The sequence below is a fragment of the Geodermatophilus telluris genome (genome assembly GCF_900102745.1).
In the GTDB taxonomy this organism is placed as follows: Bacteria; Actinomycetota; Actinomycetes; order Mycobacteriales; family Geodermatophilaceae; genus Geodermatophilus; species Geodermatophilus telluris.
In genome coordinates this window covers 217,673-231,185 of sequence record NZ_FMZF01000001.1, presented here as the reverse complement: position 1 = coordinate 231,185, position 13,513 = coordinate 217,673, and the positions used below count along the sequence as shown (strand labels likewise).

General features: G+C 74.4%; 12 protein-coding genes and 1 tRNA gene. 4 read left to right on the top strand and 9 right to left on the bottom strand.

All coding sequences use genetic code 11. The features are described 5' to 3' along the window. Positions 1–263: 263 nt before the first annotated feature. Genes BLQ97_RS01105 through BLQ97_RS01095 form a run of 3 tightly spaced genes read right to left on the bottom strand, consistent with a single transcriptional unit; the run spans position 264 to position 2,234 of the window. Positions 264–806 carry a GNAT family N-acetyltransferase gene (locus BLQ97_RS01105; RefSeq protein ID WP_091362494.1) on the bottom strand — a complete coding sequence of 181 codons (543 nt, stop codon included), beginning with the start codon at positions 804–806 and terminating at the stop codon, positions 264–266. Positions 807–808: 2 nt separating this feature from the next. Then, positions 809–1,897, bottom strand: a complete 1,089-nt coding sequence (locus tag BLQ97_RS01100) for an alpha/beta fold hydrolase (protein WP_091362493.1) — start codon at positions 1,895–1,897, stop codon at positions 809–811. Beyond that, complete coding sequence (locus BLQ97_RS01095; protein ID WP_091362492.1) at positions 1,818–2,234, bottom strand: hypothetical protein; 417 nt, start codon at positions 2,232–2,234, stop codon at positions 1,818–1,820. Before BLQ97_RS01095 ends, BLQ97_RS01100 begins: the two co-directional genes overlap by 80 nt. A gap of 128 nt (positions 2,235–2,362) precedes the next feature. Here BLQ97_RS01095 and BLQ97_RS01090 point away from each other — a divergent pair, with 128 nt between their 5' ends. Continuing rightward, complete coding sequence (locus BLQ97_RS01090; RefSeq protein ID WP_217637003.1) at positions 2,363–3,133, top strand: SDR family NAD(P)-dependent oxidoreductase; 771 nt, start codon at positions 2,363–2,365, stop codon at positions 3,131–3,133. 44 nt (positions 3,134–3,177) lie between these two features. On the opposite strand, the gene BLQ97_RS01085 is transcribed toward BLQ97_RS01090, so the two are convergent. From BLQ97_RS01085 to BLQ97_RS01075, 3 genes are all read right to left on the bottom strand, one after another. Further along, positions 3,178–4,071 carry an alpha/beta fold hydrolase gene (locus tag BLQ97_RS01085; protein WP_091362491.1) on the bottom strand — a complete coding sequence of 298 codons (894 nt, stop codon included), beginning with the start codon at positions 4,069–4,071 and terminating at the stop codon, positions 3,178–3,180. 82 nt (positions 4,072–4,153) lie between these two features. Next, entirely contained in the window at positions 4,154–6,337 is a 2,184-nt protein-coding gene (locus BLQ97_RS01080) for an MMPL family transporter (protein ID WP_091362490.1), read from the bottom strand. 5 nt (positions 6,338–6,342) lie between these two features. Continuing rightward, positions 6,343–6,936, bottom strand: coding sequence for a TetR/AcrR family transcriptional regulator (locus tag BLQ97_RS01075; protein ID WP_091362489.1), 594 nt, complete (start codon positions 6,934–6,936; stop codon positions 6,343–6,345). A 162-nt stretch (positions 6,937–7,098) separates the two neighbouring features. Between BLQ97_RS01075 and BLQ97_RS01070 the strand changes: the two genes are divergently transcribed. Both BLQ97_RS01070 and BLQ97_RS01065 read left to right on the top strand, forming a co-directional pair. Then, a complete protein-coding gene (locus BLQ97_RS01070; RefSeq protein ID WP_091362488.1) occupies positions 7,099–8,700 on the top strand; it encodes a multicopper oxidase family protein in 1,602 nt (533 codons plus the stop codon). Positions 8,701–9,122: 422 nt separating this feature from the next. Then, positions 9,123–9,704, top strand: a complete 582-nt coding sequence (locus tag BLQ97_RS01065) for a hypothetical protein (RefSeq protein WP_091362487.1) — start codon at positions 9,123–9,125, stop codon at positions 9,702–9,704. A 298-nt stretch (positions 9,705–10,002) separates the two neighbouring features. Here BLQ97_RS01065 and BLQ97_RS01060 read toward each other — a convergent pair. The 3 genes from BLQ97_RS01060 to BLQ97_RS01050 form a co-directional block, all read right to left on the bottom strand. After that, positions 10,003–10,074: transfer RNA gene (locus BLQ97_RS01060), tRNA-Arg, on the bottom strand. A 51-nt stretch (positions 10,075–10,125) separates the two neighbouring features. After that, on the bottom strand, positions 10,126–10,827 hold the full coding sequence (locus BLQ97_RS01055; protein ID WP_091362486.1) for a DUF305 domain-containing protein: 702 nt from the start codon (positions 10,825–10,827) through the stop codon (positions 10,126–10,128). 10 nt (positions 10,828–10,837) lie between these two features. Then, the gene (locus BLQ97_RS01050) at positions 10,838–11,626 is read right to left on the bottom strand and encodes a thioredoxin-like domain-containing protein (protein WP_091362485.1); all 789 of its coding nucleotides are present in this window, start codon (positions 11,624–11,626) and stop codon (positions 10,838–10,840) included. A gap of 223 nt (positions 11,627–11,849) precedes the next feature. On the opposite strand from BLQ97_RS01050, the gene argS reads away from it, so the two are divergent. Next, complete coding sequence (gene argS, locus BLQ97_RS01045; RefSeq protein ID WP_091362484.1) at positions 11,850–13,511, top strand: arginine--tRNA ligase; 1,662 nt, start codon at positions 11,850–11,852, stop codon at positions 13,509–13,511. Positions 13,512–13,513 lie beyond the last annotated feature (2 nt).

Genomic DNA, 13,513 nt, shown 5'->3' with positions numbered 1-13,513 from the left:
AGGTGTGGTCAGAGCACGACTCGGTGCCGAGACGACCACCCTGCCCCGTGGCTCCGAGGCCGACGGGGTCCGCCGACGGTGCCGCACCCGGCCCGCCGGCAGCGCCCGCGGGCGTCGGGCCGAGAGGGCGTCGCTGTCCCGCGACTCCTCGTGCTCTGCCCCGCCGGACGGGGCAGAGCACGAGGTGGTGCGAGAGCGATGATGTGCGCTCGCGCCTCGTTCTCGTCGCGGGAACGAGCCCTCAGCGCACGCGCCCGAGGTGGCTAGTCGAGGTCCTGGCCCAGGGCGTCGGAGAGGCCGACGGTGGCCATGCCCGACCAGGTCTCGTCGACGTGGTGGGCCAGCACCATGAGGTCGCGCAGCTGCCCCTCCCGGTCGCGGACGTGGTCGCGCAGCAGCGCCTCCCCGGTGAAGCCGAGCGCGGTGAACAGCGCCAGCGCCGAGCCCTGCTCGGCGACGACCTCCACGACCAGCTTGCGCAGCCCGTCGCCGACCGCCGACACCAGCGCCTGGCGGGCCAGCTGCCGGCCGAGCCCCGAGCCGCGCCGGGTGGGGGAGACCACCAGCCGCACCTCGCCGACGTGGGAGGACCAGCCCGGCAGCGGCCGGACGGCGACGTAACCCGCGACCTCGCCGTCGTCCACCGCGACCCAGCGCCGCCCCGGCGCCTTGCCCGCCGCCCACGCGCGGACGACGTCGGGATCGGTGACCTCCTCCTCGATGAAGGTCAGGTCGCCCTCCGGCAGCTCACCGAAGAAGCGCAGCAGCGCGTCGCAGTGCGCGGCCTGCAGTTCCACGACCTCCACGTTCAGTCCTCCCCGACCTCGTCGCTGCGCGTCCTCAGGAACCCGATGATCTCCGGCACCGTCGTCTTGGCCGCCGTCCGGCCGACGACGAGCCCCATGTGCCCTGCCGTGAGCCGCAGCTCGTGCTTGTCCTCGGAGCCGACCAGGTCGATCAGCGCCTCGGTGGCCTCCGGCGGGACGATGTGGTCGCGGTCGGCGCGCACGGTGAGGAACGGCAGCCGGATGTCGGACAGGTGCACCGGGTCGCCGCCGACGGTCAGCCGGTCGGTGACCATCCCGTTGTCGCGCACCAGCATCTGCACCGTCTCGCGCGCGGCCGCGCCGGGGAACGGGATGTGGTCGTCCGACCAGCCGGTCATCGCCTGGTAGGCCGACACGTACTCGTCGCTCCAGAGCCGTTCCCACAGCGTCACGTAGCGGGTGACCTCGGCGGTGGGGGTCAGCGTCTTGAAGCCCTGCACGACCACCCGCGGCGGCACGTTGCCGTCCTCGTCGACGACGTCGTCGACCTCCAGCCCGCCGCGGAAGACGTCGGACATCGGTCCCATCTTGGTGAAGTCGACCGGGGTGGCCAGCACCGTGAGGCTGCGCAGCGGGGCGTCGGGGTGGTGCGCGGCGTAGAGCAGCGAGAGGTCCCCGCCGAAGCAGTAGCCGAACAGGTTGACCTCGTCGGCGCCCGACAGCTCCCGGACCCGCTCGACGGCGGCCGGGATGTAGTCGTCGACGTAGTCCTCGAGCCGGTTCTGCGCGTCCCGCTCGTCGGGCTCGCCCCAGTCGACCATGTAGACGTCGAACCCGGCGTCGAGCAGCTGCTCGATGAAGGAGTTGCCCGGCGTCAGGTCGAGGATGTAGCTGCGGCTGACCAGGCTGAACACGATCAGCAGCGGCGGCGAGTACCGCACCTTGTCGCTGCGGTAGTGCCACAGCTGGGTGCGGCCGCGCTCCCAGACGACGTCCTTGGGGGTCAGGCCGACGCCCGGCCGGTCGACGCCGGCGACGAGCTTGATGCCGTTACGAGCGCGGAGGGCGTTGCGCTCCACGTCGCGCCGGACGCGGTCGAGGACCGCCTGGGGACTGGGCACCGTCGGCATCGGGTTCCTCCCGGGGGGCGTCGGCCGGCCGCGGACGGCGGCGCTCGTTCTCCAACTGCACGGTCAGCCGCCGGACCTCGCGGTCCAGCGCGCCGACCTGGGCGCGCAGGCGGGCCACGTCGGTGCCCGCCGGCAGGTTGACCAGGTGCCACGCGCGGGCGGAGACGCCGCGGGCGGTGTCCTTGGCCAGGTTCTGCGCGCGCCGCACCAGCGCGACACCGGTGGCGAAGCCCGGCGTGCGCACCAGGCTCTCCGCGTGCGGGGTGACCCGCTTCTCCGCGGCGTCGAACGCCTGCCGCCACAGCGGCGGACCCGACGGGGTCGTCCCGGACGTCATCACGCCACCTCCAGCCTCGGGGACCTGCTGCCCGAGCGAGCCCCTACCCGCCCGGCCGGTGATCCACCCCACACGCGTGCCGGATACCGTCCGGACAGGAAGACGGCGACGACCGAGGGAGTGGGCGCGTGGCGGACAGGACGGTCCTGGACATGTTCCGGCTCGACGGCAAGGTGGCGATCGTGACGGGGGCGTCCTCGGGTCTGGGCGTGGTGTTCGCCCGGGCCCTGGCCCAGGCCGGCGCGGACGTCGCGCTGGGCGCCCGCCGCGAGGACCGGATGGCGGAGACGAAGGCGGCGGTCGAGGCCGCCGGCCGGCGGGCGATCACCGTGCGCACCGACGTGGCGCGGGTCGAGGACTGCCAGGGGCTGGTGGACGCGACGATGGCCGAGTTCGGCCGGGTCGACGTCCTGGTGAACAACGCCGGGATCGGCACCGCCGTCCCGGCCACCCGGGAGAAGCCGGAGGAGTTCCGGCAGGTCATCGACGTCAACCTCAACGGCTGCTATTGGATGGCGCAGGCCTGTGGCCGGGTCATGCAGCCGGGCAGCTCGATCGTCAACATCTCGAGCATCCTCGGGCTGACCACCGCCGGGCTGCCGCAGGCGGCCTACGCGGCCAGCAAGGCGGGACTGATCGGGCTGACCCGCGACCTTGCCCAGCAGTGGACCGGCCGCAAGGGCATCCGGGTCAACGCGCTGGCACCGGGGTTCTTCGCCTCGGAGATGACCGACCAGTACCCCGAGGGCTACCTCGACCAGCAGATGGCCCGGGTGCTCGTCGGCCGCGCCGGCGACCCGATGGAGCTCGCCGCCGCGCTGGTGTTCCTCGTCAGCGAGGCAGGCGGCTACGTCACCGGGACGACGATCCCGGTCGAGGGCGGCATGCTCACCAGCTGACCGGACGGGCCGGGGCCCCGCCGGAGCGGGGCCCCGGAGCCGGCTCAGCGGCCGTCCGCGCGGGCGGCCAGCGCGGCGATCCGCTCGACGAGCTGCGGCCACACGTCGCGCGGCAGGTCGTGGCCCATCCCGTCGACGACGAGCAGCTCGGCGCCCGGGACCGCGGTCGCCGTCGCCCGGCCACCGGACACGTTCACCAGCGCGTCCTGCTCGCCGTGCACGACCAGCGTCGGGACGGCGACCCGCGCGAGGTCGGCGGTGCGGTCGGGGCTGGCCAGGATCGCGGCGAGCTGCCGGGCGACACCGGCCGGGTTGTACGCCCGGTCGTAGGACAGCCCGGCCCGCTCGCGCAGGGCGTGCTCGTCGAACTCGAAGCCGGGGGAGCCGATCACCCGGTAGGCGTCGACGGCGCGCTGCACGGCGCTGTCGCGGTCGGTGGCCGGCGGGGCGAGCAGCACCCCCATGGCCGCCTCGGCCGGCGTCCCCACCGCCGGGTCGCCGGTGGTCGACATGATCGACGTCAGGCTGCGGACCCGCTGCGGGTGCCGGATCGCCAGCGACTGGGCGATCATGCCGCCCATCGAGGCGCCCACGACGTGCGCGCTGTCGATCCCCAGCGCGTCGAGCAGCCCGGCGGTGTCGTCGGCCATGTCGGCCAGGCGGTAGGGGACCCGCGAGTGGTCGCCGCCCATGACGGCGAGCACGTCGGGCGCGCCGGCGGCGTCGAGGTGGGTGGACAGGCCGATGTCGCGGTTGTCGAACCGGACGACGTGCAGGCCGCGCTCGGCCAGCATCCGGCAGAAGTCGTCGGGCCAGCCGATCATCTGCGTGGCCAGGCCCATGACCAGCAGCAGTGGCGGGTCCTCCGCCGAGCCGAAGGCCTCGTAGGCCAGCTCGACGTCCCCGACGCGGACCGTCTGCACCCCGGTGTGCTCCATGGGCCGGACGGTAACCCGCCGTTCCGGACGGTCGCGGACCGGCCCGGCCGACGCCCGGGGGCGCCGGCCGGGCCGCTGCGCGTCAGTGCCGGGTGGCCCCGACCAGCTCGCCGCTGTCCTCGCGCGCCGGCGTCCGCTCCAGCGCGGCGCCCTCGACGTCGAGCACCGGCAGCCAGCGCAGCCAGCGCGGCAACCACCACGCCCGGCCCCCGAGCAGGGCCAGCGCCGCCGGCACCAGCACCATCCGGACGACGAAGGCGTCGAAGAGGATGCCCGTCGCCAGCGCGAAGGCGATCGACTTGATGGTGGCCTCGCCGGAGGGGACGAACCCCGCGAAGACGCTGAACATGATCAGCGCGGCGGCGACGACCACGGGGGCCGCCTGGCGGAAGCCGGTGCGGATGGCCTCCACCGGCGCGGCGCCGTGGGCGTGCGCCTCGTGCATCCGCGAGACCAGGAAGATCTGGTAGTCCATCGCCAGGCCGAACAGGATGCCGATGACCAGGATCGGCGTGAGGCTGATCAGCGGGCCGGTCGAGTCGAGGTTGACCACGTCGGCCAGCCAGCCCCACTGGAAGACGGCGACGGTGGCGCCCAGCGCCGCGCCGACGGTGAGCACGAAGCCCAGGACGCCGACCAGCGGCACCAGCAGCGAGCGGAAGACCAGCACGAGCAGCACCAGCGCCAGCCCGACGACGAGCGCGAGGTAGACCGGCAGCGCCTCGTCCAGGCTCTGCGCGACGTCCACGCTGACCGCGGTCTGGCCGGTCACCGACGCCTGCACCCCGTCGGTGCCGGCGAGCAGGTCGCGCAGGTCGGCGACCAGCTGCTCGGTGGCCGGGTCGGTGGGCCCGGACTGCGGGACGACGGTGAGCAGCGCGGCGGTGCCGTCGGCACTGGGCACCGGCGGGGTGACCAGCGCGACGTCGTCCAGCTCGCCGACCCGGCCGCTGAGGCCGGCCGCCGCCTGCGGTGCGCCCTCGCCCTCGAACAGCACGGTGATCGGGCCGTTGACGCCCTCGCCGAAGCCGTCGGCGAGCAGCTCCTGGGCGCGCTCCTGGGTGCTGCCGGCCGGCGGGGCCTGCACCAGGGTGGTCTGCATCGAGAAGAACGGGACCGCGACCGTCCCGAGGGCCACGACCGCCAGCAGCAGGGTGACCGCCCGGTGGCGGGTCACGGTGGCCACCCAGCCGGCGAGGAACCCGGGCCGGGCGGCCTCGTGCGCGCCGTGCCGGGCCGCGCCCGGCCGCTGCCGGCGGGGCAGCGCCCGGACGCCGAGGAAGCCGAGCACGGCCGGCACCAGCGTGAGCGCGAGGAGGACGGCGACGACGATCGTCGCGGCGGCGGCCACGCCCATCTGGGTGAGGAACGGGATCCCGACGACGGCCAGGCCGACCAGCGCGATGACCACGGTGAGACCGGCGGTCACCACGGCCGACCCGGCGGTGCCGGTGGCGACGGCGACCGCGGTGCCCACGTCGGCGCCCCGGCGCAGCTCCTGGCGGAAGCGGGTGACGATGAACAGCGCGTAGTCGATGCCGACGGCCAGGCCCAGCATCGCGGCCAGCGTGGGCGTGGTCGAGGACAGCTCGGTGAAGCCGGTGGCGATCGTGATGCCGAGGACGCCGATGCCGACGCCGACGAGCGCGGTCAGCAGGTTGAGCCCGGCCATGGCCAGCGCGCCGTAGGTGACGGCGAGGACCATCAGCGCGACGACCACGCCGATCGCCTCGGCCGGGCCGCCGACGTGCGGCGGCTCCTGGACCGCCTCGCCGCCGACCTCCACGGTCAGCCCGGTGCCGCGGGCGTCGTCGACGGCGGCCAGCAGCGCGTCCTGCTGCTCCGGGGTCACCTCGCCAGGGGCGGCGTCATAGCTGACCGTGCTGTAGCCGGTGGTCAGCTCGGGGTTGACCGCGGGCGCGGCCGGGTCCAGCGGGTTGGTGGCCGACGTGACGCCGGGCAGCTGCGCCAGCTCGGCGGCCAGGCCGGTGACCGCCGCGGCGTTCTCCGGCGTGGTCAGCGTCTGCCCGTCGGGCGCCTGCAGCACCACGCGGGCGGTCGCGCCGCCGACGCCGCCGAACTCCTCGCCGATGCGCTCGAGGGCGGTCGTCGACTCCTGCCCGGGGATGGAGAACGAGTTCGAGGTCTCGCCGGCCAGGGTGGCCGCGCCGACGCCGCCGCCCACGAGGACGAGGAGCCAGACGAGGACGACCGGGAGGCGGTGCCGGTGCGAGGCGGCGCCGAGCCGGGACAACAAGACAGCCATGCGATTCAGGCCTCCGCCTGCTGGGGGTGGGGACGGGCGGCGCCGGGGCCGCGGTGGCCCAGCGCGTCGGTGCAGGTGGCGACGACGTGCGGTCGCCACGCGGTGGTCCGGTCCTGCTGGTGGGCCGCGAGGGTCAGGACGGCGAGGGCGGCCAGCGCCCCGAGGACGCGCACCACCCGCTGGGGATCGGTGGTGGCGAGGTCGACGTCGAAGGCGCGCAGCACCAGCTCGGAGGTGACCGACGCCCGGTCCTCCTCGTCGCCGGGGCGGGTGGCCGGGGCGAGCAGCAGGGCGACCAGGCCGGGGTGGGCGAGGGCGACGTCGACGAGGACCTCGACGGCACGGACGTCGCGCGCCGCGCCCGCCGGGACACGGGCGACCTGGTCGAGCACCTGCTTCCCCAGCGTGTCGGCCTGCGCCAGGACGGCCTCGTGGAGCGCGTCCTTGCTCGGGTAGTGGTGCAGCAGGCCGGCCTTGGACAGGCCGACGGCGCCGGCGACGTCCTGCACCGAGGTCTTGGCGAAGCCCCCGCGGGCGAAGAGGGCGGCAGCGCGGTCGAGGATGCCCTCGTCGACCTGCTGCCGGAAGGGTCGCGCCACGCGTCCACGGTAGGTCCTCCCGACCGATCCGGTCGGTTCACCGACCGAAGCGGTCGGTGGTGTCGCCCACACCGCGGCCCGCCCGGGGGATCGCCGAGCGGGTCGGCGGTCGAGGGAGCATCGTTGCCCTCAGTGTGACCCACGACACAGTCAGGACCACCCATGCGAGACCGTGCCCTCACGCGCCGGAGCGTCCTCAAGGCCACCGCAGTGGGGGCGGCGGCCCTCGCCCTGCCCTCCGCCGCCGTCGGCACCGCCCGCGCCGCCGGGGTCTCGGAGCTGGCACCGGACGCCCTGCCGCGGCCGTACGTCCCCTACGACCGGTTCGTGCAGCCGCCGGTGCTGCGGGTGCCCGACGCGCCCGGCAGCCGCCCGCTCGTCGAGGTGGTCCAGGCGGAGGCGTCGGTGCGGCTGCTGCCGCCGTCGGGGCCCGGGACGGCCATGTGGGTCTACGGCGGCTCCTACCCCGGACCGACGATCAAGGTGCGACGCCACCAGCGGGTCACCGTGCGCCAGGTGAACCGCCTGCCCGCGACCCACCCGCTGTTCGGCTACGAGTTCCACACCTCCGCGCACCTGCACGGGTCGCCCTCACTGCCCCCGTTCGACGGGTACGCCAACGACCTGAGCCACCCGGGCTTCCTCAAGGACCACGAGTACGACAACGAGGAGGACGCGCGGACCCTCTGGTACCACGACCACGCCGCCCACCACACCGCGCCGAACGTCTACACCGGGCTGGCCGGGCAGTACCACGTGCTGCCCGAGGCGGGTGCGCCGACGTACGGCCTCCCGGTGGACGACGAGTTCGACGTGCCCGTGACGATCACCGACCTCGCCTTCCGCGCCGACGGCCAGCTGCTCATGGACCCGCACAGCGTCGACGGGGTCCTCGGCGACGTCGTCCTGGTCAACGGGGTGCCGTGGCCGGAGGTGCCGGTGCGGCCGCGCACCTACCGGTTCCGGCTGCTCAACGCCTCGGTCGCCCGCGGCTACCTGCTGCGGCTGACCGGCGGGCTGCCCATGACAGTGGTGGCCACCGACGGGGGGCTGGCCCGCCGGCCGGTGACGGTCGACCAGCTGCGGCTGGGCATGTCCGAGCGCTACGACGTGCTCGTCGACTTCGCGCCCCTCGCCGGGCAGCGGGTGGAGCTGCGCAACCTCGGGGTGCCCAACGCGGCCGACTACGAGCACACCGGCGAGGTGATGGCCTTCCGGGTGGGCACCGACCCGGGCGGCCCCGACGCCGTCCTGCGCGTCGACGAGTGGCCCGACGTCGACCCGGCGGGGGTGCTGGCCATCGACCCGGCCGAGGCGGTGGTCACCCGGCGGCTGCGCTTCGAGAACCGGCGCGGGGAGATGGCCATCAACGGGCTGACCTGGACCGACGTCGAGGCGTCGGGGTTCCGGCAGGCCATCGCCGAGCCGCAGCGCGGCACGGTCGAGATCTGGGAGCTGGAGAACCCCTCCCGGCGCTGGTTCCACCCGGTGCACCTGCACCTCGTCGACTTCCGGGTGCTCGACCGCGACGGCCGTCCGCCCGCCCCGTACGAGGACGGGCCCAAGGACGCGGTCTACCTGGGGGAGCGCGAGCTGGTGCGCATCGCCGTCCGGTTCGGGCCGCACACCGGCCGGTACACGATCCACTGCCACAACACCGGGCACGAGGACCACATGATGATGCACCAGTTCTGGGTGAGGGACGGCGCCGACGAGGGCCTGGACCCCCTCGACCCGCGCTTCGCCCCCAGGCCGGCGCCCTAGGTCCCGACCCGGTCGAGGAGTCGACGAACCCCAGCGCTCTCAGGGCTCGCTGCCAGGCCGACGTGAGTGGCACGGGTCCCCGCCGACGCGTCCTCAGGTGTCGCCCCGACGACCGTCGTCTGCCGCCGGACCGCTGAGCGGTGCTCCGGTCGCCGGCCCCTGACGGCGGTGAGCAGGACCGTGCGGTCGTCCTGCGGACCGAGCCGACGGACCGGACTGCCTCACTGAGCGAGTGACCACGTCGCGGCAGGTGACGAGGTGCGCCTGCCGCCCGCGGAGTCGAGTCGTCGCGGCGCTCGGGAGTGGCCCAGGTGGTGAGTGCCGCCCGCGTCGAACACGGGAACAGGGTCACGGCGCGCATAGCGTGAGCGACAGTCCGCGGGCCGAGTGTCGCCCCGTAGCAGCGTCACCCAGGGAGATCCGTGCTCAACACGCTTGTCGGGGTCATCGTGGGCGGCAGCCTCACGCTCGCCTCTCAAGTGGTCATCGAACTCTTCCGCGAACGCCGCGAGATGGGTCGGAACCGGAGGAAGACCGTCGGCGTCGCGCTCATCCAGGCGGACTACCTGTGGGTTGCGGAGCTCCTCCTGCTGGACCTGTGCCGGACCGGGGTCCTCTGGGGCAGGGACAGGAATCCCGTGCACGAACTCACCAGTGACGAGATGCGGACGCTGGCATCGAACCTCGCGATCGAGGACTGGTGGGTCCTGGCAGGCGCAACCCGGCGCTTCCGCGAGGTGCAGACATCCGCGACCGCTGGGGATGCCACACCGGTGTCAGCCGCCAGCGAGGTGCGCGGTAGGGCCCTGGGTGCGCTGGTCCTCGTCGAGGAAGCGCGGCTTCGTGTCCAGCGGTTCGCCGGTGTCCCGTCGAACCCCGTGGACCTGACGGGCTTGCCGGTGCCTGACACGCAGGTCGAGTCGCTCGCCGCTGAGCTCATCCCCGGCCGTCCTGCCCGGCGCTGGGATGCGCTCGTCCTCGAGGGTGGTGCTCAGATCCCGTAGTCGCCCTCGCTGAGCGGTTCGTCTCCGCGGCCGCGCACTCGCCGGAGGAGCGCCCGCCCAGCTCGTGTCGGTGCGCGAGTCGGAGGCCACCTGAACGGCCCCGACCTCGGTCGGCCTGCCACTCGCGCCTGAGATGCCAGGAAGCGCCCCGGCGGTGGGGCAACCGACCACTGGCTGGTCGAGGCGGTCGAGCGGCAGGCGATCGCACGCCGCTGTTGTCGCCCGGGCGGAGCCCGGTGAATGCAGAGAGTGCTGGTCCGCACGGCTCACTGCCGCGCTGACCAGCACTCGTCCTACGTGCCCCCGGCAGGATTCGAACCTGCGCACCCGCCTCCGGAGGGCGGTGCTCTATCCCCTGAGCTACGGGGGCCCGGGCAGGGGAGAAGTTACCAGCCCGCCCCGGCCCACCCGACGGCGGGACTCAGGGCGCCGGCAGCGGCGTCCCGCCCCGCGCGGTCAGCATGCCGACCATCGTGGTCACCTCGGCGCTCTGCGTGTCGGCGATCGAGCGGCCCAGCGTGCGCACCGCCGGCTCGCTCGCGTGCTCCGCGGCGTAGACGGCCATGTCGAAGCCGCCCTGGTGGTGGCGGGTCATCAGCCGCAGGAACTGGACGTCGAACGCCGTCCCCGACAGCGACCGCAGCTCGGCCAGCTCCGCCTCGGTGGCCATGCCCGGCATCAGCGCGCCGTCGGTGCCCGACATCGCCGATGCGTCGTGCCCCGCGTGCCCCTCGCCCATCCAGGCCATGTGCTCCCCGCCCGAGCGCGGCAGCCCCCACAGCGACAGCCAGCCCTCCATCCGGCCGGCCTGGTTGGTCTGCGTGCTGGAGATGTCGAAGGCCAGCTGCCGCACCTCGGGGTCGGTGCTGCGCTCGAGCGCCAGGTTCGCCATCTCCACGCCCTGCCGGTGGTGCAGCGCCATGTCGCGGGCGAACCCGGCGTCGACCGAGTCGCTGGTCGGCGCCGGGTCCTGCCCGATGCCCAGGCCCACCGCCAGGCCGCCGCCCAGGGCGACCAGCGCGACCGCGATCACCGCCAGCAGCGCGGCGCGCAGGCCCCGCCCCCGCGGGCGGGGCGCCGGGGCGGGCGCGTCCTGGCCGGGACGGACGGCGGTGGCGGTCATCGCGAGCTCCTCAGGAGGTCGGCGTCGTGGGCGCGTCGGTGGTCGTCGCGCCCGCGCCGCGGCTGCCGTCGTCGACGGTGAGCGGGTCGGCCACGAACGTCGGGTTCTCGCAGCTGGCGCCGATCTCGGGGTAGTGGCCCTCGACGTCGCCGTTGAAGGTGAGGAAGTCGGCGAACTGCTCGATGCGCGGGTCGTCGGCCGAGTCCACCTTCAGCTGGTGGTTCCACGACTGCAGGCTGACCGGGGAGTCCAGACCGGCGTAGGGCGAGAGCAGCCGGCCGGAGACGCCGTCGACCAGTTCGGCGAGCTTCGCCACGTCGTCGCCGGAGACGCGCTCGGGGTCGTAGGCGATCCACACCGCGCCGTGCTCCATCGAGTGGACGGCGTTCTCGTGCCGGACGTCGACGTCGTAGACGGTGCCGGTGCAGTCGGCCCACTCGCCGTCGTGCGGGCCACCGACCGGCGGCGACTGCTCGTACTCCACCGGGGTGGTCACGTGCTCCTGGCCCGCGGCGTAGTCGAAGCTCTCGATGCCGGCGATCTCGTCGATCGCGTCGATCTGCCGGGCGTCGGCCTCGCGCACCTTCACCACCGCGTAGGTGATGGCCGCGGCGGCGAAGACGACGACGGCGACGGCCGCGGCGATCAGGCCCCACGGCCGGCTGTGGGTGACCACCTGCGTCGGCGGCCGGGTGCGCCCGCGGCCCCCACCGCGACCGGCCGCCGGTCGGGCGCCGGACCCCGACCGGCTCGCCCCGCCTCCGGCGCGGCCGGCATCGGGCTTGCGGTCCTTGGCCACGGGCTCTCCTCGTCTCGCTGTCGTGCTGCTGTGGTGTCGGCTGTCGTGCCGGCTGGGGCGTCGGCGCCGGGCCCGGGTGGTGCTCCCGCGCAGCGGAGGCCACGATGGGGCCTCCCGGCCCGCGCGCCCGGCACGCCTGCTCGCCCGCGAGTCTAGGTCGGTCCCCTGTGCGCTCCCTGGCAGCCGCGGGAACCGGGTGGTGCGTGCTGCCTACGATGACGCGGTGACACCCGAGCAGTTGCGCGACCTCGTCCGGACCGCGGTGGGGGCGGTCGTCGAGCGCGGCACGCTCGCCGTCGCCGTCCCCGACGACGTCGTCGTCGAGCGCCCCCGGAACCCCGAGCACGGCGACTACGCCACCAACGTCGCGCTGCGCCTGGCCAAGCCCGCCGGGCGGCCGCCGCGTGAGGTCGCCGAGACGGTGGCCGAGGAGCTGCGCACCCGGCCGGGCATCGCCGCGGTGGACGTCGCCGGGCCCGGGTTCCTCAACATCCGCCTCGCGCAGGGCGCGCTGGGCCGCATCGCCGTCGAGGCGGTCACCGCGGGGGAGGCCTACGGGCACACCACCACGCTGGCCGGTCAGCGGCTGGACCTGGAGTTCGTCTCGGCCAACCCGACCGGGCCGGTGCACATCGGCGGCACCCGCTGGGCCGCCGTCGGCGACGCGCTCGGCCGGCTGCTGGAGGCCAGCGGCGCCGAGGTGACGCGGGAGTACTACTTCAACGACGCCGGCGCGCAGATCGACCGGTTCGCGAAGAGCCTGATGGCCACCGCGCACGGCCGGCCGGTACCCGAGGACGGCTACGCCGGCGACTACGTCGGGGAGATCGCCGCCCAGGTCGTCGCCGACGAGCCCGGCGTGCTGGAGCTGCCCGAGGCCCAGCAGCAGGAGCGCTTCCGCGAGCGCGGCGTCGAGCTGATGTTCGCCGAGATCAAGCGGACGCTGGCCGCCTTCGGCGTCGTGTTCGACGTCTACTTCAGCGAGCGCACGCTGCACGAGACCGGCGCGCTGGAGAAGGCGATCGCGCGGCTGCGGGAGAACGGCCACGTCTACGAGGCCGACGGCGCGGTCTGGCTGCGCACCACCGACTTCGGTGACGACAAGGACCGGCCGCTGGTCAAGAGCGACGGCGAGCCGACCTACTTCGCCGCCGACTGCGCCTACTACCTGGACAAGCGCACCCGCGGCTTCGACAAGGTCGTGATCATGCTCGGCGCCGACCACGCCGGGTACGTCGGGCGGTACCGGGCGCTGGTGGCCGCGGTCGGCGACGACCCCGACGCCAACCTGGAGATCCTGCTCGGCCAGCTGGTCAACCTCGTCCGCGACGGCCAGCCGGTGCGGATGAGCAAGCGCGCCGGCACCGTCGTGCTGCTCGAGGACCTCGTGGACGCCGTCGGCGCCGACGCCGCCCGCTACGCCCTGGCCCGGGCCTCGGTCGACCAGCAGATCGACCTCGACCTGGACCTGTGGAGCCGGCAGACCAACGACAACCCGGTCTTCTACGTGCAGTACGCGCACGCCCGGATCTCCTCGGTGCTGCGCAACGCGGCCGACCTCGGCCTCGTCCTGGGCGAGGCCGGCGACGTCGACGTCGCGCAGCTGACCCACGACCGGGAGAACGACCTGCTCCGGGCGATCGGCGAGTTCCCGCGGGTGCTGACCTCGGCCGCGGAGCTGCGCGCCCCGCACCGGGTGGCCCGCTACCTGGAGGAGCTGGCCGGCACCTACCACCGCTTCTACGACGTCTGCCGGGTGCTGCCCCGCGGCGACGAGGAGGCCGGCCCGCTGACCACCGCCCGCCTCTGGCTGTGCGCGGCCACCGCCGTGGTGCTGCGCAACGGCCTCGGCGTGCTCGGCGTCTCCGCCCCGGAGCGGATGTGAGG